Annotated in this window: 16 protein-coding genes; all 16 read right to left on the bottom strand. The window is 40.4% G+C overall.

Annotated features, from left to right (window positions below):
- Nucleotides 1-617 (bottom strand): FAD-dependent oxidoreductase (locus tag B5771_RS00740; protein ID WP_140417657.1); only part of this gene is annotated, 617 nt, incomplete at its 3' end.
- A 719-nt stretch (nucleotides 618-1,336) separates the two neighbouring features.
- A complete protein-coding gene (locus B5771_RS00735; RefSeq protein ID WP_088185820.1) occupies nucleotides 1,337-2,248 on the bottom strand; it encodes an NAD(P)-dependent oxidoreductase in 912 nt (303 codons plus the stop codon).
- Between the two features lie 194 nt (nucleotides 2,249-2,442).
- Nucleotides 2,443-3,885 (bottom strand): cardiolipin synthase, encoded by a 1,443-nt coding sequence (gene cls, locus B5771_RS00730; protein ID WP_088185819.1) that lies wholly within the window; start codon nucleotides 3,883-3,885, stop codon nucleotides 2,443-2,445.
- An 8-nt stretch (nucleotides 3,886-3,893) separates the two neighbouring features.
- A complete protein-coding gene (locus B5771_RS00725; protein WP_088185818.1) occupies nucleotides 3,894-5,252 on the bottom strand; it encodes a VWA domain-containing protein in 1,359 nt (452 codons plus the stop codon).
- A 3-nt stretch (nucleotides 5,253-5,255) separates the two neighbouring features.
- Nucleotides 5,256-6,134, bottom strand: a complete 879-nt coding sequence (locus B5771_RS00720) for a MoxR family ATPase (protein ID WP_088185817.1) — start codon at nucleotides 6,132-6,134, stop codon at nucleotides 5,256-5,258.
- 159 nt (nucleotides 6,135-6,293) lie between these two features.
- The gene (locus B5771_RS00715) at nucleotides 6,294-7,484 is read right to left on the bottom strand and encodes a DEAD/DEAH box helicase (RefSeq protein ID WP_088185816.1); all 1,191 of its coding nucleotides are present in this window, start codon (nucleotides 7,482-7,484) and stop codon (nucleotides 6,294-6,296) included.
- Nucleotides 7,485-7,564: 80 nt separating this feature from the next.
- Nucleotides 7,565-9,817, bottom strand: a complete 2,253-nt coding sequence (locus tag B5771_RS00710; RefSeq protein ID WP_088185815.1) for a type IA DNA topoisomerase — start codon at nucleotides 9,815-9,817, stop codon at nucleotides 7,565-7,567.
- An 84-nt stretch (nucleotides 9,818-9,901) separates the two neighbouring features.
- A complete protein-coding gene (locus B5771_RS00705; RefSeq protein WP_088185814.1) occupies nucleotides 9,902-11,158 on the bottom strand; it encodes an adenosylhomocysteinase in 1,257 nt (418 codons plus the stop codon).
- A gap of 84 nt (nucleotides 11,159-11,242) precedes the next feature.
- Complete coding sequence (locus B5771_RS00700; RefSeq protein ID WP_348982922.1) at nucleotides 11,243-11,917, bottom strand: class II aldolase/adducin family protein; 675 nt, start codon at nucleotides 11,915-11,917, stop codon at nucleotides 11,243-11,245.
- A gap of 39 nt (nucleotides 11,918-11,956) precedes the next feature.
- Entirely contained in the window at nucleotides 11,957-12,547 is a 591-nt protein-coding gene (locus B5771_RS00695; RefSeq protein WP_088185813.1) for an HD domain-containing protein, read from the bottom strand.
- A gap of 236 nt (nucleotides 12,548-12,783) precedes the next feature.
- On the bottom strand, nucleotides 12,784-13,101 hold the full coding sequence (locus B5771_RS00690) for a TusE/DsrC/DsvC family sulfur relay protein (protein ID WP_047810574.1): 318 nt from the start codon (nucleotides 13,099-13,101) through the stop codon (nucleotides 12,784-12,786).
- 107 nt (nucleotides 13,102-13,208) lie between these two features.
- Nucleotides 13,209-14,369 carry a sulfate reduction electron transfer complex DsrMKJOP subunit DsrP gene (gene dsrP, locus B5771_RS00685; RefSeq protein ID WP_047810573.1) on the bottom strand — a complete coding sequence of 387 codons (1,161 nt, stop codon included), beginning with the start codon at nucleotides 14,367-14,369 and terminating at the stop codon, nucleotides 13,209-13,211.
- A complete protein-coding gene (gene dsrO / locus B5771_RS00680) occupies nucleotides 14,362-15,162 on the bottom strand; it encodes a sulfate reduction electron transfer complex DsrMKJOP subunit DsrO (RefSeq protein ID WP_088185812.1) in 801 nt (266 codons plus the stop codon). The genes dsrP and dsrO overlap by 8 nt, the downstream gene beginning before the upstream one ends.
- Nucleotides 15,159-15,641 (bottom strand): sulfate reduction electron transfer complex DsrMKJOP subunit DsrJ, encoded by a 483-nt coding sequence (gene dsrJ, locus B5771_RS00675; protein ID WP_088185811.1) that lies wholly within the window; start codon nucleotides 15,639-15,641, stop codon nucleotides 15,159-15,161. Before dsrJ ends, dsrO begins: the two co-directional genes overlap by 4 nt.
- Nucleotides 15,641-17,260, bottom strand: coding sequence for a sulfate reduction electron transfer complex DsrMKJOP subunit DsrK (dsrK, locus tag B5771_RS00670; RefSeq protein WP_047810570.1), 1,620 nt, complete (start codon nucleotides 17,258-17,260; stop codon nucleotides 15,641-15,643). Before dsrK ends, dsrJ begins: the two co-directional genes overlap by 1 nt.
- Nucleotides 17,261-17,266: 6 nt before the next feature.
- On the bottom strand, nucleotides 17,267-18,268 hold the full coding sequence (gene dsrM / locus B5771_RS00665) for a sulfate reduction electron transfer complex DsrMKJOP subunit DsrM (RefSeq protein WP_047810569.1): 1,002 nt from the start codon (nucleotides 18,266-18,268) through the stop codon (nucleotides 17,267-17,269).
- Nucleotides 18,269-18,273 lie beyond the last annotated feature (5 nt).

The raw sequence follows: 18,273 nt of genomic DNA, 5'->3' as shown, positions 1-18,273 counted from the left end.
CGGCCATAGCCGTAATAGGAGATCTTCGTGGCATCATACGGCTCCCAGCCTGTTGCCCATACGATGGATCCTACATTTAGTTTGAAGCTTTTCGGTTCCATATCCAGTTCAATAGCACCGTACTCACAAGCGCTGACACACTTCCCGCATTCTGCTCCCAGGCATGCTTCCCTGTCAAGAACGTACTTCATTGGAAACGCAAAGGCATGGGCTCTATAAATTGCTTTCGTTTTATCCATGCCATAGTTGAACTCGTTGGACCTCTCTGCCGGACATACCTCCATGCATTTCCCGCAGGCCGTGCAGTTCTGATTTACATAACGCGGTTTCGCGGTTACCGTAACGGTGAAGTCTCCTTCTTCTCCTTCAATGGATTCGATCTCTGACAATGTGAAAAACTTGATCCTCGGATTCTGTTTTATTCTGCGGAAGTTAATCTCTAATCCGCAGTTCGGAGGGCATAACTTAGGAAAATACTGGTTCATCTGGGCTACTCGGCCACCGAGATAGGATTTCTCTTCGACCAGATAGACCTCACTTCCTGCTTCGGAAGCTTCTACAGCGGCGGTAAGTCCGCTGATTCCCCCTCCAACCACCAGAATACTCTTATAAGCCATCCTTTTACCTCCCTTATATGCCAGTAAAATCTCGACGAACGTCGAGCTAGTCAGTCCGGTTTCCCGGACCAACCATATAGCACTCCTCCAAGATGATTATGGAGGTATTTGCTTTCTCCTATAACGAATTCAATTTATATTGTATAAAATAATATAAATTTGGATTATTAAGACTATTTTCACGTTAACACTAATCCCCTGACATTTATATCATAAGCAGGGAATATGAATACTTTCACATAAAGAACTAAAAAAAATAAGTAGACCCGAAAGGCCTCTCTTCTAAGCAGAATAATACATGTACAAAAATTAATATACAACTTTTAATGTCGTAGTTAGTTAGTTTACGTATTTAAGATTAGCACTGAGGTTACTAGAAGTCAATATTACTATAATTAATATATTATATAGTGAATTAATTAAATCGATAATTCTATTGGGAATTCAAATAGCAAATTTCTCATATAAATTGATGCACAAAATTATTTGTCGAGCTGAATCGAATCCTATATATTTTATGATAGGATAATTGCTTTTTAAACTTAATATTTAAATGCCTCAGCGAGCAAATGAACACGTCTTATTTGGCCATATGAATAATGAATTATGGAATTAATAAACCCCGTTAGAAAAGACCATGAAAGAAACTTATTACTATTCCTCCATGGTCCTTATCTATAGTGCTTAATGACTAATTTGTCCGCTTTAGCAACATATCATTACTGGTTAACTACTGATGACAAAGACGTGTATAACTTATATAGACTTTGTGTACCGCTGTTTTCTTCACCGGCAGCGGCTAATTTGTCATATAAGGATTTTGCAAGCTTCAAGCCTGGAGTCAATAGTCCCATTTCATCAGCAGCATTCAAGGCAATTGTCATATCTTTAATAAAATGCTTAACATAAAAACCGGGTGCAAAATCATTCGCAAGCATACGAGGCGCCAAGTTGCTTAATGACCAACTTCCTGCGGCACCAGTAGCAATGCTCTTAAGAACCGTGTCAGGATCTAAGCCCGATTTAGAAGCATAGGCCATTGCTTCACACACGCCAATCATATTAGTCGCAATAGCAATTTGATTGCACATTTTTGTATGTTGACCCGCTCCAGCCTTCCCTTGATAAACAATGTTTTTACCTAAATAACTCAAAACCGGGACTAATACGTTAAAGACTTCCTCATCACCACCTACCATAATCGCCAACCGCGCTTCCTTAGCACCCACATCTCCTCCGGAAACCGGTGCATCTAAGGCAAACATTTCCTTTGCAAGCGCTTCCTCATATATTTTTTTAGCTAATGATGGCGACGAAGTAGTCATATCAATTAGATAACTTCCGCTTTGAGCATGATTAACAATTCCATGTTCTCCTAAATAGATTTCTTCGACATCCTTAGGATAACCTACCATAGTAATGATAATATCACTATTATGTGCCAGCTTTTCGACCGTTTCTTGCCAAACGGCTCCAGCAGATAGGAGTGATTCTGCTTTACTTTTAGTTCTGGTGTAAATATTCACGTCATAGCCAGCCGATAATAAATGTCCCGCCATGCTTTTGCCCATAACCCCTGTACCAACGAAGCCAATCCTGGAATTTTGTTTTATTGTTAACAAGATTTTCATACTCCTTTCAATTTCTAAGGTTAAATCGTCTGCAGTTAGTTAAAGCTAATCAAAAATGCATATCGTTAAAGAGTAACATCACTCTTCCTTTTGATTAGGCATTACCTAGCGTCCTGCTACAATATTCTCTAAAAACCGGGATTTTCCTCCTTATAAGAATTTCTTCATTAATAATTCGACTTCGACACTCCCGCTTATAGAAGCGGGGAGAACAAGCGAGCACTTGATTCTTTCAGACGATTAGGGAAAGGACGATTTTTATATTCAGTGAGAATTATTTCCTTACTGTCATGAAGATCTTGATAAAAGTCTCGTTCTAAACGATGAGCCAAAGATTCATCGTATATAAATGCACTAATTTCAAAATTCAAACTAAAACTTCGAATATCAAAATTAGTCGAGCCAACAACTCCAATTTCTCCATCCAAGATTAAGATTTTGGCGTGAAGAACTCCCTTATTATATTGATATATACGGACTCCAGCTTCTAATAACTCTTCAACATAAGAAAGTGAGGCCCAATAGGTAATTTTATGATCAGCCACCCCTTGCAAAATGACCCGCACGTCTAAGCCGCTTAAGGCTGCGGTTTTTAACGCCATGATTGAACCTTCATCGGGTATAAAATAAGGTGTTTCAATATAAATCGTTTTTTCAGCACTGGTCAAAGCTACAAAGAAAATTTCCAGCATCGAACCCCAATCGGAATCGGGACCGGTGGCAGCGATTTGTGTCATTTGAACATCTAGTTGGTTCGCCTTAGGATAGTAGTCGACATCAAATAGTTTTTGTCGAGTGGTTCCATTCCAGTCATTTAAGAATACCGCTTGCAGAAAATTAACAGAATCCCCCTCAAGTTTCAGAAAAGTGTCTCGCCAGAAACCGATTCTTTGATTGAGAGATAAATATTCATCTCCGACGTTTAATCCTCCCAGAAAACCAATTCGGCCATCAATGACAACAATTTTACGGTGATTGCGCAAATTTAGACGTCGCGATAAAAATGGAAAGCGGACCGGATAAAACACTTCCGCCTCAACACCTGCTGCTCGTAATTCACCAAAATGTTTTCGCAAAGAACGATTAACCAAACCATCGACCAGAACTCGGACTTTGACACCTTCAGATACTTTGCGCATCAATAAATTTAGGATATCCCGTCCAATGCTGTCATTGTGAAATATAAAGAATTCCAAATGAATATGATTTTTGGCGCTTTCGATGGCGTCAAAGATCGCTTTAAATGTGTCGATACCATTGGTAAGCACTTGTGAACGATTATTAAAGGTTATGGGGGCAGAGGCATCATTCATTAAAATATTTGCGAGTTTGCGATTGATTGGAATAGTTGTGGTCTGATCATCATCATCTTCAGCTTGAATTGCCTGTCGTTCCATTAAAAGTTCTTCCGTAGGTCCCTGCAAAAGCTGAGTATGATGCGAAAGTTGATGTTTGCGTACCAATCTGCCTAACATGAGATAAATTAGAGCACCTAAAATAGGCAAAGCACCAAGAATTAATAGCCAAATAATGGTCTTTGTAGGGTCTCTGTTTTCTAGAAATACAACGGACCCGAGAATAATCAATTGGGCTATAGTAATTAAGGCTATAGTTATTACTAGAATGGAAATAGGCAAGACCCTCCTTAAAAAACATCTCTAACTATTTTTAGCAAGTCTTCCGCAGAACGGCAACGATAAGCTTTCCTATAGAAAGGCTGATAATGTTTCATGATATTATCGGGATCATTCCACTCCTCAACATTTAAAGGATTCAGCCAAAAGATCTGTTTAACTCGTTCAGAAATTTGGGCAATATACTCTTTTTGTGGTGAACGATAATTATTCTTACCATCACCTAATATCACAATCGTCCCCCTGGCAGACACGTTTACTAAATAATTCTCGGCTAGCTCTTTAAAAGCTGCTCCGTAATCTGAGAACCCAAGACTAATTTTATGCCCCCAACTCGTTATCTTTTGTCTGATATCCTCAAAATCTTCATCCCAAATGAAATCCGAAACATCCCAAACAGTTTCAATAAAAAAACAAACCTTAATTTTTCGGTAACGCCGTTTAAAACAAGAAATTAAAAAGATAAGAAATTCTACAAATGGTGCCATTGAATTTGAAACGTCACAGAGAACGATTAACTCGGGTGCACGAGGGACCCGCTGGTGAAAACTCAACTTAAAAATTAATCCGTTACACTGAACGCTTTGACGTACAATTCGGGCAATGTCGATCAGTCCTCTTCTAGTAGTTAGTTTCCAGCGTTGTCCAGGACGAACGGCTAATTTTTGGGTCCATTTTCGAATACTCGATTTTACTAAACTCTTTTCTAGATCTGTAAGATTGCTCAGTGGTTTAACCAAAAAATGTTGCCGGGCCAAAGGCTGCCAGCTGTTTTCTTTATGCACTTGAAGTGCCAATACCTGATGTCTAATTTCATCAATTATCGATGAGCGTAGGTTTAAATGAGCGTACCATTCCTCTTCGGTAAGTGATCCTCGTTGGTAAGCTAATTCATAGGAATTAATCCAGGTATAATAGTTCATATCTGCTAAAACAGCTTTAACAAGATCATCGAATTCCTCTATCTTATTCATTAATACTTCAAGTTTCGCCGGATTAATTTTAAGAGTAAGATCTTTAGAAACATCATGCCCTTCTGAATTCGATAGACTAATACCGCCAAATCCTCGTCCGACACCCTGTCCGCCTATACTGGGGCTGTTCTTATCCTCAATGTTAATAACCCTCGTTGAATCTCCAGCATCATCAGCTGTACTCAGCAAATTTGCAGCAAAAATGATTCTCCAAACACTTTCAAACATGATTAGGTCTTGAGGTCTGCGAATTAAAAGTGCCTTCATTATCTGTTTTTCCGCTATCATCGGAAATCGATCGAGACAGATTTGAACATCACGGACATCTTCAGATGAAATCATAATCGAAGCTTGTCTCAGGCCATTGATTAATCTAAGAAAATCCCACCCGTTCATCGTTTAGTCCATCCTAACCTTAAGCTCAGAATCCCATTTTTTTAGACGTTCCTCCAACTTGACAATGTCCTTAGGGTATTTCAACAAGACATTAAGTAATCCCATCAAGTTACTATAATTTACCTTGCCTTTTTGAAGTGCTTTTAAAGCACAGGCAAAATCGATGGATTCCGAAACGCTCGGTAATTTTTGCAAGGGAAGCTTACGAACTTTAGCAACAAATTCACAGACCTCTTGAACGAGTTGTTCAGTAAGATCGGGAACCTGTGAGCTCAAGATGGACATTTCTCGTTCAAGGGTTGGATATGTCAGGTAGATATGGATACATCGCCTTCTTAAGGCATCGCTGAAATCCCGACTATTATTACTTGTTAAAATTACAATAGGATTGGCTTTTGAAGTTATGGTTCCTAATTCCGGAATTGTAACTTGTTGCTCCGCAAGCAGCTCTAAAAGAAAACTTTCGAATTCTTCATCGCTTTTATCCAGTTCATCAATTAATAACAGGACAGGCTCCTCAGAACGAATTGATTCCAGGAGTGGACGGGCCAGTAAAAATTCCTCTGAAAACAAATTAAGCTTAATTTGTTCCCAATCATCTGTTTTAGCAAGCTGAAGACGCAAAAGCTGCTTCGCATAATTCCAATCATAAAGTGCTTTTGTGATATCCAATCCTTCATAACATTGCAGCCGTATCAATTTTCGGCGCTCTGCCTTAGCCAAGGCTATAGCTAGATGCGTTTTTCCAACACCGGCCGGTCCTTCAATAAGGCAAGGCTTTTTTAAATAAAGGCCTAAAAATAACGTTGTTGCTGTTTCTTGATCAATCAAATAGCCTTCTTGTTTTAATGCCTGGGCTAATTCACCTGGAGATGTATGCATTGCTTACCTCCTAAATAAAAGTCTTACCATCGTCCCATATAATTCATAACTCTTGAGAACTCTCTATGATCACAGAAAATTATATCAATTGTCATTTATATGTACAAAGACCTTTATATAACCGAAGTAGATCTCAGACCCAAACAAAAATAGTCATATTTAGCTTGGATTTTTGGTTCGAGTTTTTGCTCTCCCGTAAAATTGTCTTTTCTGTGGATCAACAATTTTCCCAAAGGCCATCTCTTTCGGATTAATGGTAATTCCATATACATTTTCTAACTTTTTTAAGTAAGAAATTTCAGATTTTGTGACAAGTGATATGGCTTTCCCGCCTTCCCCTGCCCTGCCGGCCCGTCCCACCCTATGAAGGTAAATTTGATGATCTTCCGGCAAATCAAGATTAAAAATATGGCTTATCCCTTTTATGTCTAAACCACGGGATGCTAAATCGGAAGCTACCAATATACGTAGTTTCCCCGATCTAAACTCATCCATTGCTTTGTGACGGTTTATTTTGCTTGCTCCCCCATAAATTCCTTCCGCTTCTATTCCATGATAGTTAAGTTTCTCAACGGTTTTTTCAATTTCCTCACTTTTATTGACAAAGATTAGAGCTCTTTTTGGGGATATACTACGGATGAGCTTTCTTAAAACTTCAAATTTATCCCTTTGTTCTGCAACAATATAGTCATGAGAAATTGTCGGGTTAATCTTTATTGTCTTAGTCACTCGCAGAACTTGAGGATTTTTCAAAAATTCCATAGCGCGCTGAGTTGTTGTTTCAGGAAGCGTTGCTGAAAATAAAAGAAGTTGGGTATCCCTCAAAGCAGTTTTGACAACAGCCGCAACGTCATGGACATTATCATCATCTAATAAACGATCTGCTTCATCAAGAACAATTGTTTTAAGACTTTGAGCTGATATCTTTCTTTTTTTTATGAGCTCTAAAATTCGACCGCTTGAGCCTACAAGAATATGTGGTTTTTCTTTTAACTTTTCAATTTGCCTAGTGATATTCACATTCCCAATTATTGCAGCCGCAGTAACCGGCAGGCCGGAATTTTTAGCAAGTATCCCTATCTCAGCATTAATTTGCAATGCTAATTCATGAGTTGGAGTGAGAATTAAGGCTTGATTCTCTCTTTTTAAACGATCTATTTTCTGAAAAATCGGCAGCAAATAAGCCAAGGTTTTACCAGTTCCTGTTTCAGATTGTCCTACAACATCATGACACTCTAAAACTAAGGGGATTGCTTGTTCTTGAATAGCTGTTGGCTCATTGATTCCTTGTTGATTCAAGGCAAGAACTAACTTTTCTTCCACTCCGAGTTGGGCAAAGGATGTTGGCATTTTATTCTCCGTCCTATCCGCTAATATTTTCATTCACTGGTCAAGCCTAAGACCGTATTTTTACGACAATTATAGTTGCTTTATGGTTCAAACTCAAATTTCAATTTACCCTCTTCTGGTTTGTCCCAAACCAAATAGGCTGAAAACTTTTTACCGGTATTTGATTTAAAACCTTTGATGAGAGGAGTCCTGCCCTTTTTAAGCAGACTTTTGACTTGATTAGGAGTTATAGTTTTGCCACAGAGCTGTTTCTTCCAAATTACAAAATGACACCCATTTTTCCAATTTGAACAGCCAAACCCTTTCTGACCCTCGATCACCTCGTGCCCGCACCTTGGACATTTGCCGAGCAAGGTCAATCCTTCTTCCGCGATTTTAGATCCTGATTCATCCTTCTTAGCAAGGGTTCTATGGACACCTCCCGTTAAAGATTTCTGCGCCAATGGTTTAGAACCCACTGCTATGGGCATCTTCCCATTAGTTTGTTCAAATGTACGCAGCTCCTCAATAATCTGACGGATAGCCATTTCGACATCAGAAATATAAGCTTCCAAAGTTAATTTGCCTTTTTCAACTTTAGAAAGGTTGAATTCCATTTGTCCTGTCATTTCGGCGCTTATCAGAAGCTGAGCTTTAGCGAGCCGTTTTTTGATAAGTTGAATAAGTTCGGTTCCCTTGACAGTGGGCTTCAACGCCTTCTGTTCTTGATAAATGTATCCACGATCAATTAAGCTCTCGATAATTGCCGGCCGGGTGGCAACGGTTCCCAACCCTTTCCCTTTTAATTGTTGTCGAAGTATCTCATCGTCAACTTGTTTTCCCGCTCCTTCCATAGCTTTTAGCAAGTCTCCCTGAGAATAGCGTTTAGGAGGCTTCGTGGTTTTTTCTTCAATTGAAAGAGCTTTTGTTTCGACCTCTTGGCCCTGATCCAAAGGAGGTAAGACGGTCGTCGTTCCATCCTCGATTTCGTCTTTGTCGTAATCGTAAACAACTTTCCAGCCAGGATTTTTCAAGATCTTTCCTTTGGCAGCAAAATGTTCACCTTCGATTACTGTGTCCACATCAGTCTGGCTATACTTCGCCGGAGGATACCATACAGCGATAAAACGTCGTACAATCAAATCGTAAAGATTTTGTTCGTCTCGTGTAAGTCTGTCTCTAGCGGTCTTTTCGGTTGTCGGAATTATAGCATGATGCGCGCTAATTGTATTGATCACCCGTTTCCCTTGAGGTACTCCGTAACGAATCGCTTCTGCCACTAATTTTCGGTAAGGTTCCTGGTTAACTGCCTCCAAATGATTTGCCAGCTTAGGAATTAGGTCTTTAGAAAGGTATGGACAATCAGTACGAGGGTAGGTAATCCCCTTTTTTTCATAAAGGGATTGGGCGATCTTTAACACCTTCTCGGCACTAAATCCATATTTTTTCGAGGCAGCAACGGTTAGTGAGGTTAAATCAAAGAGCAAAGGCGGTGGTTCTTGAAGGTCCTTTTTCGTGAGTTTCTGGATAAAAGCGGGTTTTCCCTGAATTCTTTGGATAATTTCCTCGGCCTCGCCGCGCTTTGCTATTCGTTTGGTTTCATTGGCTATATCGTACCATTTAGCGATATAGTTACCCTTGCTTGTTGCAAACTCGGCCCGTATTTCAAAGAACGGCTGAGGGTTAAAGGAAAGTATCTCCCATTCTCGTTCAACGATGAGAGCCAGCGTCGGGGTTTGCACTCGTCCAATAGAAATAACATTTGGCTTTTTTCTTAACGTGTCATAACTTCCAAAGAGAGACGTGAATCCTTCAGTTAAATTCATACCAAAATCCCAATCGGCATAAGCTCTTCCATGACCAGCAGCGGCCAAGCCTGCCACGGATTGGGCCGGTTGAAGATTATTCATTCCTTCCAGAATTGAGGATGCAGTTAAGGATGAGATCCAAAGTCGTTTTAAAGGTTTTTGGCATTTGGAAGCCTCCCAAATTTCCTGGAAAAGTAACTGCCCTTCTCGATCAGCATCTGTACCACAAATCACCTCTTCTATCTCCGAAGACCTAAGCAAATGCAAGACAATCTGGTACTGCTTTTCAGCTCCTGATTTAACAACTCTGCGAAATTCCGCCGTCTTAGGAAGTACTGGTAAACGGTTTAAACTCCACCGTTTGCCAACACGGTCTAAATCCATATAGGTCTCAGGTCGTTCTAATTCTAACAAATGGCCATAACACCAAGTGATTATATACGCCTCATTTTCCAGATAACCGTCAGCTCTGCTTCTAACGCCTAGGGCATTGGCATATTCACGAGCTTGAGAAGGTTTTTCCGCAATAATGAGTTTTCTTCCCACACCTTAGCCTCCTACTAAATAATTTTAAAAAAACACCGTTTTCGTAAACGGTGTTTTCGTTTATACGTGCGCAATTATTTCAGGTTAATCAGCTTCAGGACTCCAAGAAGCGAGATAAGTCCGTTGTTCTTGAGTCAAAGTATCGATGGATAAACCTAAAGACTGAAGCTTTAACTGAGCCACCTTTTCATCTATTTCACTGTTCACTTGGTAAACCCCAGGTGACAATTTATGATGATTTACCGCCACATATTCCAAAGACAAAGCTTGGAGAGCAAAGGTCATATCCATAACTTCTGCAGGATGCCCATCACCGGCAGCCAAATTTACAAGACGCCCTTCTGCCAACACGTATAGCTTTTGGCCCGTCGGCAGCGTATATTCTGTAATATTATTGCGAGCAGTTCTTTCTGAGAGCGCGATCTCTTTAAGCTGGGCAACATTAACCTCCACATCAAAATGACCGGCATTGCAGAGAATAGCTCCAGACTTCATATGCCCAAAATGTTCCTTGTTAATGATATTGGTATTTCCGGTAACCGTAATAAAAAAGTCTCCAAATTTAGCTGCCTCGACCATAGGCATAACCTCAAAACCATCCATTAATGCTTCATTAGCTTTGATAGGATTAATTTCGCAAATAATAACCTTTGCGCCCAGACCTTTAGCCCTCATGGCAACACCCTTGCCACACCAGCCATACCCTGCGATAACAGCAGTCTTTCCGGCAACAACTAGATTTGTTGTCCGCATAATACCATCCCATACCGATTGACCAGTCCCATAGCGATTATCAAATAAATACTTACATTGAGCGTCATTAACAGCGATCATTGGAAACTTGAGCACTCCGTCCTTGGCCATTGAATGCAGCCTTAAAACACCTGTCGTTGTTTCTTCCGCTCCGCCTTTAACTTTTTTTAATAATTCAGGACGCGTAGTATGTATGGTTGAGACAAGATCTCCGCCATCATCTATGATAAAGTCAGGCTCTGTATCAAGAGCCAATTGGAGATGATGTTTATATTCCTCATCGGTGGCATTATACCAGGCATGAGCTTGGATTCCTTGTTGAACGAGGGCCGCAACAACATCATCCTGCGTAGAAAGCGGGTTGCTGGCAACTACTGTTACATTAGCGCCGCCTGCTCGAACCACATGAGCAAGATAGGCGGTTTTGGCTTCTAAATGCAGACAAATAACAACATTCTTACCAGCAAAAGGCTGAGTTTTTTCAAACTCTTGACGAACAATATTAAGGACTTGCATTCTTGGTGCGACCCAATCAATTTTGCTCTGTCCTAAAGGTGCTAGGGATATATCACGAATCGTTGATTTCATAAACTGATACCTTCTTTCTCTTTCTAGAGTTTAATTATACACTAATTCCTGAACTTTTCTCCATAGCTGATCTATAATCGTAAATTATCTCTGGCCATAGCCGTGAAGATAGAAATTCCGCATACCCTCAACGTCTGTTGGCGACAATTCTACGACTCCGCCCATGAGCTGAGCAACTATCGTTATTTCAGCAGCTTTCTCAACAATCTGACAGACTTTAAGTGCCTCTTCTAAAGAACTTCCCACACCTAACATACCATGATTGGCCAGCAATACAGCATTTCGATCTTCAAGTGCCTTTATGGTATTAAGGCCCAATTGCTGGGAACCCGGCAGGGCGTATTCGTTAACCCGAACATTTCCTCCCACAATCTGAACCAAATCTTCAACAGCACCCGGGATTTCTTTACGCGCGGCGGCCATGGCAGTGGCATAAGTGCTATGGGTATGGATGATAGCTTGTACATCCTTCCGACCGTGATAGACCGCCAAATGTAGTGGTAATTCTATAGATGGTAAGCGTGCTCCATTAACGCATACTCCATTATAGTCAAGAACTACAATATCATCGGGAATCAATGTGTCATAGCTCATTCCCGTAGGCGTAATGGCAAACCAATCGGTTCCCGGTACGCGGCAACTAATATTTCCCCATGTTCCAATGGTAAGCTTTGAAGTAAGGATTTCCTTTCCTTTGGCAACAACGTTCTGACGGGATATTAATATTTGATCCATTACCCGATCGTTTATCATGTCCATGTTTACCTCCATTATGTTACGAAGATGGAAATCATCCTATTATTTCTTTAAATAGCCTTTATTGATCGAGTCTTCGATGATTTCTTTTGCTAAGTCCCATAGTTGCGGAACCGGATTCTCGAGAACGGAATTTCGTTTCAGCACTTTTTCACTTGTAACACCAGGTTTTTTCCAGGTATGTCCATTAGTATTATAGTTCAAGAGCAAGGGTTGAAGTCTATCTAAACTGGCAGCAAATTGTGACTCAGGTGTTTGCATAGCCTCAAATTCATGCCATAAATCCATGATTTCTTCCGCCTGATCAGAAGGCAGAAGATAAAACAATTGATTAGCAGACTTCTGTTCACGCTCAAACTTATCAATATTTCCTTTTTCATCATAGCAAAATGTATCACCAGCATGTATCTCAACGAGATCGTGGATAAGAATCATTTTTAGAACTCTTAAGATATTAATTTCCTCAGAAGCATATTCAGACAATAGTATGGCCATAACTGCCATATGCCAGGAATGCTCCGCATCATTTTCCTGTTCAGTAGTTCCTATCACAACATTCTGCCTAAAAATTCTTTTTAAACGATCTATCTCTACAATAAACTTAACTTGATCTTCTAACCGTTTATTTTGCATATATAACACCCCTTACTGAGTTGATTAATACTTTTACGTCTATTTCTTCTAACTCTCCTTGTTCGCATTGCTTATTCCCACTTGACTCACTTAAAAGATACATTGAAGAGAATTCTATTTACCATTGTATGCATTCTATATCGAATTTTCAAATTCCTGCTTATACCTTTAGTCTCCTAAATAGAAAGGAGCCGATCAATCACGATCGACTCCAAAGTTCCTGTATTAAGAAGTTTTTACACGCAACCGGTCGGTTTCGGTAAGCCAGCGATTTTGCAAGCTCCCTTTCCAGGGCCAGCTGGGAATAATTCATAGATTTTCTTTTGGTCAAAACCGGTGTCTTTGCACATTTTACGAACCATTGGAGCAACACCGAATTGATCAAAGTATTCTCTGAGGTAATTGATCATTTTCCAGTGCTCTTCACCTAATTCTTCGATTTCTTCAGTTTTGGCAAGGTAATTTGCTACGTCAACGGTCCATTGTTTATGATCCTCTAAGAAACCGTCTTCATCCAATTCTACGACTAAATCCCCCACAGTAATTTGTGACATTTTAAATATCCTCCTTTAATGAGTTTATAAAATTGATATTGATGAGTTTATTGTAATAGTTAACTCAATCATTATCAACAAAAATAACATAAACAAATAACTAAATCTTATGCCTGCTGTTCTTCTCGAACAGAGATAGCAACTTTATAAAGAACTGTTACGATCAATGCTCCTATCGCATAAACAGCAAGGACAATTGATATCTCATTAGCTGTAGGAATATAATCTACAACCCTATCAAACGAATTAGGAACAAATCCAGCAAGAATCAGAACAACGCCTTTATCAATCCAGTTTGCGAAATAGATGGATAATAGGGCAATTGGCAGTAAAACTGGATTTTTCCTGGTTGGGAAGACCAGCAAAGCAATACCGAGGAACGCCAGAAATGCTGCTGTCCACATCCAAGGCACTAGTGTAGCATGTCCGTCAATTCCAACAAATATATACTTGAATGAAGCCATTTCCTCTGGAACATTACTATAAAACGCCGTAAATACTTCACAAAGATAGAAGAACACATTGGCGATCATTGCGTAGCGAATAATTTTAACAAGAGAGGGTATTGCATTGCGATCCGGATCAGGATCAAACTTGCTAACTTTACGCACAATTAACGCCAAGATAATTAAAAGCGAAGGACCAGCCGCAAAAGCAGAGGCCAAGAACCGGGCTGCCATAATAGCACTCATCCAGAAACTTCTGCCTGGCAAACCAGCATACAAGAATGCTGTTACCGTGTGAATGCTGAAGGCCCAAGGGATTGACAGGTAAATAATTGGTTTAACCCAGTTTGGATAATGAACTCCTTTGCGTTCTGCACCTAAAGTAGTCCAGCCTACGATCAAGTTAATTGCCAGATAACCACACAAAACACACATATCATAAAACATTACTGAGTGAAGCTGCGGGTACAGTAGTACGTTGAGGATACGCATTGGCTGACCAACGTCAACAAAGATGAATAGGATACACATGATCACGGCACCAATAGCTAAAAATTCAGCTAAGATAACCATTTTGCCAAAACGTTTAAAATCATGCAGATAGTAAGGTGTTACCAGCATAACAGCTGCTGCTGCCACACCAACAAGAAAGGTAAACTGAGCAATATACAGACCCCAGGAAACATCGCGGCTCATACCTGTGAGTCCGAGACCATAATTATACTGTCTCATATAGGAAAAGAAACCAACAACGATAACAGCTAGCAGAAAAATAATCCAAGTCCAATATTTTTTACTGCCTGACAAAGCTTTTTCAAGCATGGTCCCCACCTCCTACCAAGTAATAGACATTAGGTTGGGTTCCAAATTGTGTCTTACGGCGAATCGTAAATTTTGTACTGACAATTTTATAAACGTCAGAATTTTGATCACTTAAATCGCCGAAAATTAATCCTCCATTCGAAGCCTCAGCACAAGCAGGTTGTTCCCCTTTTTCCAATCTCTCATAACAACCCAAACATTTTTCTACAACCCCTTGAGTCCTGGTTGGAAAATTCGGGTTGAAATCTTTGATGAAAGGTCTGGGATCTCTAAAGTTAAAACTTCTGGCCCCGAAAGGACATGCACCCATACAAAAACGACAGCCGATGCAGCGATGAAAATCCATCGTTACGATACCATCTTCTCGTTTAAAGGTAGCACCTGTTGGACATGCACGAACGCATGCAGGATTTTCGCAGTGATTACACATTACAATAAATGGCATTTTTTTCATAGTTTCATCGAGATACTCGTTCTCAGAATCTGCGAACGTGTGTTCGTAATCATCAGACCAAATCCATTTGATTTCATCCTTAGAACTGTCCATCTGTGGTATATTATGAATCTTGTCACATGATTGAATAACTCTATTAATATCTTCCTCGGTTTTAAACTTACTCATATCGACGACCATGGCCCAATGTTTGATTTTATCAGCGTTAGGTGCTTCCTCATACTCAGAAGCCGCCGAAGCCAAACGATCACCGATTCCTATGGTTGCAAATGAACCTCCAAGTCCGAGGGCAGTCACAACCCCAGCTCTTTTTAAGAATTGACGTCTATTGATGCTCATTGATTCGCCCCCTCTGGTAGATTGTGGCAACTCCAGCAGGTCGGCTCTACTGATGCATATTGATGGCATGTAACACAGAATTGATCGGACGGATTTACTACGGAGTTACTCGCTTCAGTAGTAGCCGCAGGGTTACTAGCACCAGTTGTGCTCACCGCAGGGTGAGTTGCAGCTGGTGAACTACTCGTCGCTGAATTAGAATAGTGGCACTGCAGACAGGTGTCAATATTAATATTAAAGGATTTACCTTGACTATTTACATACACCGTCTTACCTTGGCGTACATATTCATCTCTCCATTGATTAAGCAGCTGCATATGATTAGCTCTCATATATGCTACTGGCTCTACACACTGAGTGCCTGATGGAACATTTATGACTGGGCCAGCGTTTGCTTTACCTAAATTATAGAAGAAAGGAAATGCGAGAACAGCAACAAAAACTATCAGCGAAGCAATAATTCTTCCGCCTTTATACATTATTCATTGCCCTCCTTTCCAGGTAAATCCTCACCGCGTAAATTAGTTGTCCGTTCTTTTTCGCCCTTCATAACTAAAGCATTGGCTACTAATTCATGCGTACCTGTAACACCTACACCTGGAACCCAGTAATCCATCAATGCAGGAAAAGCTGCCCTGTCAACTGCACATATATTTGCCAGCATATTGACACCATGTTTATCATGGACATATTTTACTGCATTGGCTCGAGGGAACCCGCCCCTCATTCGTTCTTCCATATTTTCGGTTGCATTTAATCCCGAACCGCTGCCGCAGCAAAAGGTTTTTTCACGAATTGTATTTTCTGGCATCTCAAAGAAATTATTGCAGACTGATTTGATTACGTATCTCGGTTCATCAAATAACCCCATACCACGAGCTGGATTACAAGAGTCATGGAAAGTCACTCTCAAATGATCATTTCTGCTTGGATCTAATTTGAGTTTATTGTGTTTGATTAAATCTGCGGTAAACTCTGTAATATGAACCATCTTGGTAGATTTAGCGTTTTCAAATCTCGTACCGGTGATTGGGGAAACTGGCACTTCAAGGAAATCGGCAGGACCATTCCAAGTATCCATATATTGGTTTAAAACACGCCACATATGACCGCATTCTCCGCCTAAAATCCATTTTACTCCTAGACGTTTAGCTTCGGCATAAATCTTAGAGTTCAATCTCTTAGCCATGTCATTGGAGGTAAAAAATCCGAAGTTCCCCCCCTCTGAAGCATAGGTACTCCAGGTATAATCCAAACCGAGCTCATGGAAAAGCATTAGATAGCCCATACAGGTATAAATCCCCGGCTCGCCCATGTAGTCACCTGAGGGAGTAACAAACAAAATCTCAGCGCCCTTCCGATTAAAGGTTGGATTGACTCTGATTCCTGTTATATCCTCAATATCATCAATCATGAGTTCAATATTACTTTTTAAGGCGTGTGGCTCGATACCCAAGTGATTTCCCTTACTGTAGCAAGCCGCTACCGGTCCGGCAATCCAGTTGATATTCAAGCCTAACAAATTGAGCAGTTCTCTGCCCATGATTGTTAACTCAGCTGTGTCAATCCCATAAGGGCAAAAGACAGAACAACGCCGGCATTCAGTACATTGAAAGAAATAGTACCACCATTCTTTTAAAACATCAGCATCGAGATCGCGTGCCCCAGCCAATCGTCCTAAGACTTTTCCGGCTTTCGTAAAATACCTTTTGTAAACAGATCTTAATAATTCTGCTCTGACAACCGGCATATTCTTAGGATCGCCCGTACCGATATAAAAATGGCATTTATCGGCACAAGCACCGCATCTTACACAGACATCCATAAATAACTTAAAAGAACGATATTTACTTAGTCTCTCTTCAATACCTTTGATAACAGTATCTTCCCAGCCATCCGGCAGGTTCCAATCTTCGTCTTCCGGCGTCCACTGATGAGCATTGGGAAAGCCTACAGTTAACAAATCTTTCTCTTTTGCAGCCGCAGGATAGGTAGCTGGTTTAAACTCAACCGGAATATCCATCCAATCCTTTGCCGGAGGATTATAGTTGATGCTTGATGATAGTTCTCCAGGTTTAGGAAGCTTATATTTCGCCATCCGTGATCACTCCTTTTCCACCGGTATACCAGCTTTTTTCATTTTCTCTCTAAATTCATCTTCATACTCAGCATAGCTATGAACTTCTACAGCATGATTCCAAGGATTAATATGCCGAACCATGCGATTATTACTGATCATATTACGAGTCGGACTCATGAAAATTCCACCCATGTGCATCAGCTTGCTTGTTGGGAAATACACAAAGAGGCAGCATATTAAGAATAAATGCACATAGAAAATAGCGCCGATATCCGAAGGTAACACAGGATGTAAGGTAGCTATCCCCAAAGCTAATTCCTTAACCGAAATCAAATCCACTTTATCGAAATAACGCATGAGAATTCCAGAAACCGCTATACCGAAAATCAATAAAAGAGGGAAATAATCGGCAGGAAGAGAAATGTATTTGATTCTTGGAACACAAACTCTTCTTAAGAAGAGGAATGTAATTGCTGCAAGGAATAATAAGTCTGTAATATAAATTTGCGGCAATCCAATTTGAAGCATGCTGTCAACGCTGTCAACCAACTGCAAGGCAACCGGGATTGGTTCTAAGAAGAATCTTAAGTGCCTTATAATAATAATCAGAAACGACCAGTGAAACACCAAGCTTCCTAACCAAAGCCACTTTGCAGAGCCATACGCTAATTGCGGCCCATTTTCCCCTTCCCTTAATTCGGTCTTAGTGTTTCGAAACAGCGAGCGAAACAAGAGTACTTCTGAAGCCATCCTCACTATAACGCCAAGGGCTGATGTCGGATTTTCAATCTTCGCTTGTTTGATCCAAGGTAAGGATTTTTGTTGGCCACAAGTTGTTGGAATGCGGTAGGGAACCGGCGAACGACCCCACTTAATAATACGATAAATAAACCCACCCACAAACAACACAAAGGCCACATACGGTATTATGATACCAAAAAAGAAATGCAAATTTGCGATACTGCCTCCAATAACGGCAACAAGGATAAGAACGATTACTGCGAGGAAAGAATAAAAGGCTTTCACTCTAC

The organism is Desulfosporosinus sp. FKA (assembly GCF_002196785.1).
Classification (GTDB): Bacteria; Bacillota; Desulfitobacteriia; order Desulfitobacteriales; family Desulfitobacteriaceae; genus Desulfosporosinus; species Desulfosporosinus acididurans.
The sequence above is the reverse complement of the archived record's forward strand: the minus strand, read 5'-3'. Positions and strand labels throughout refer to the sequence as shown.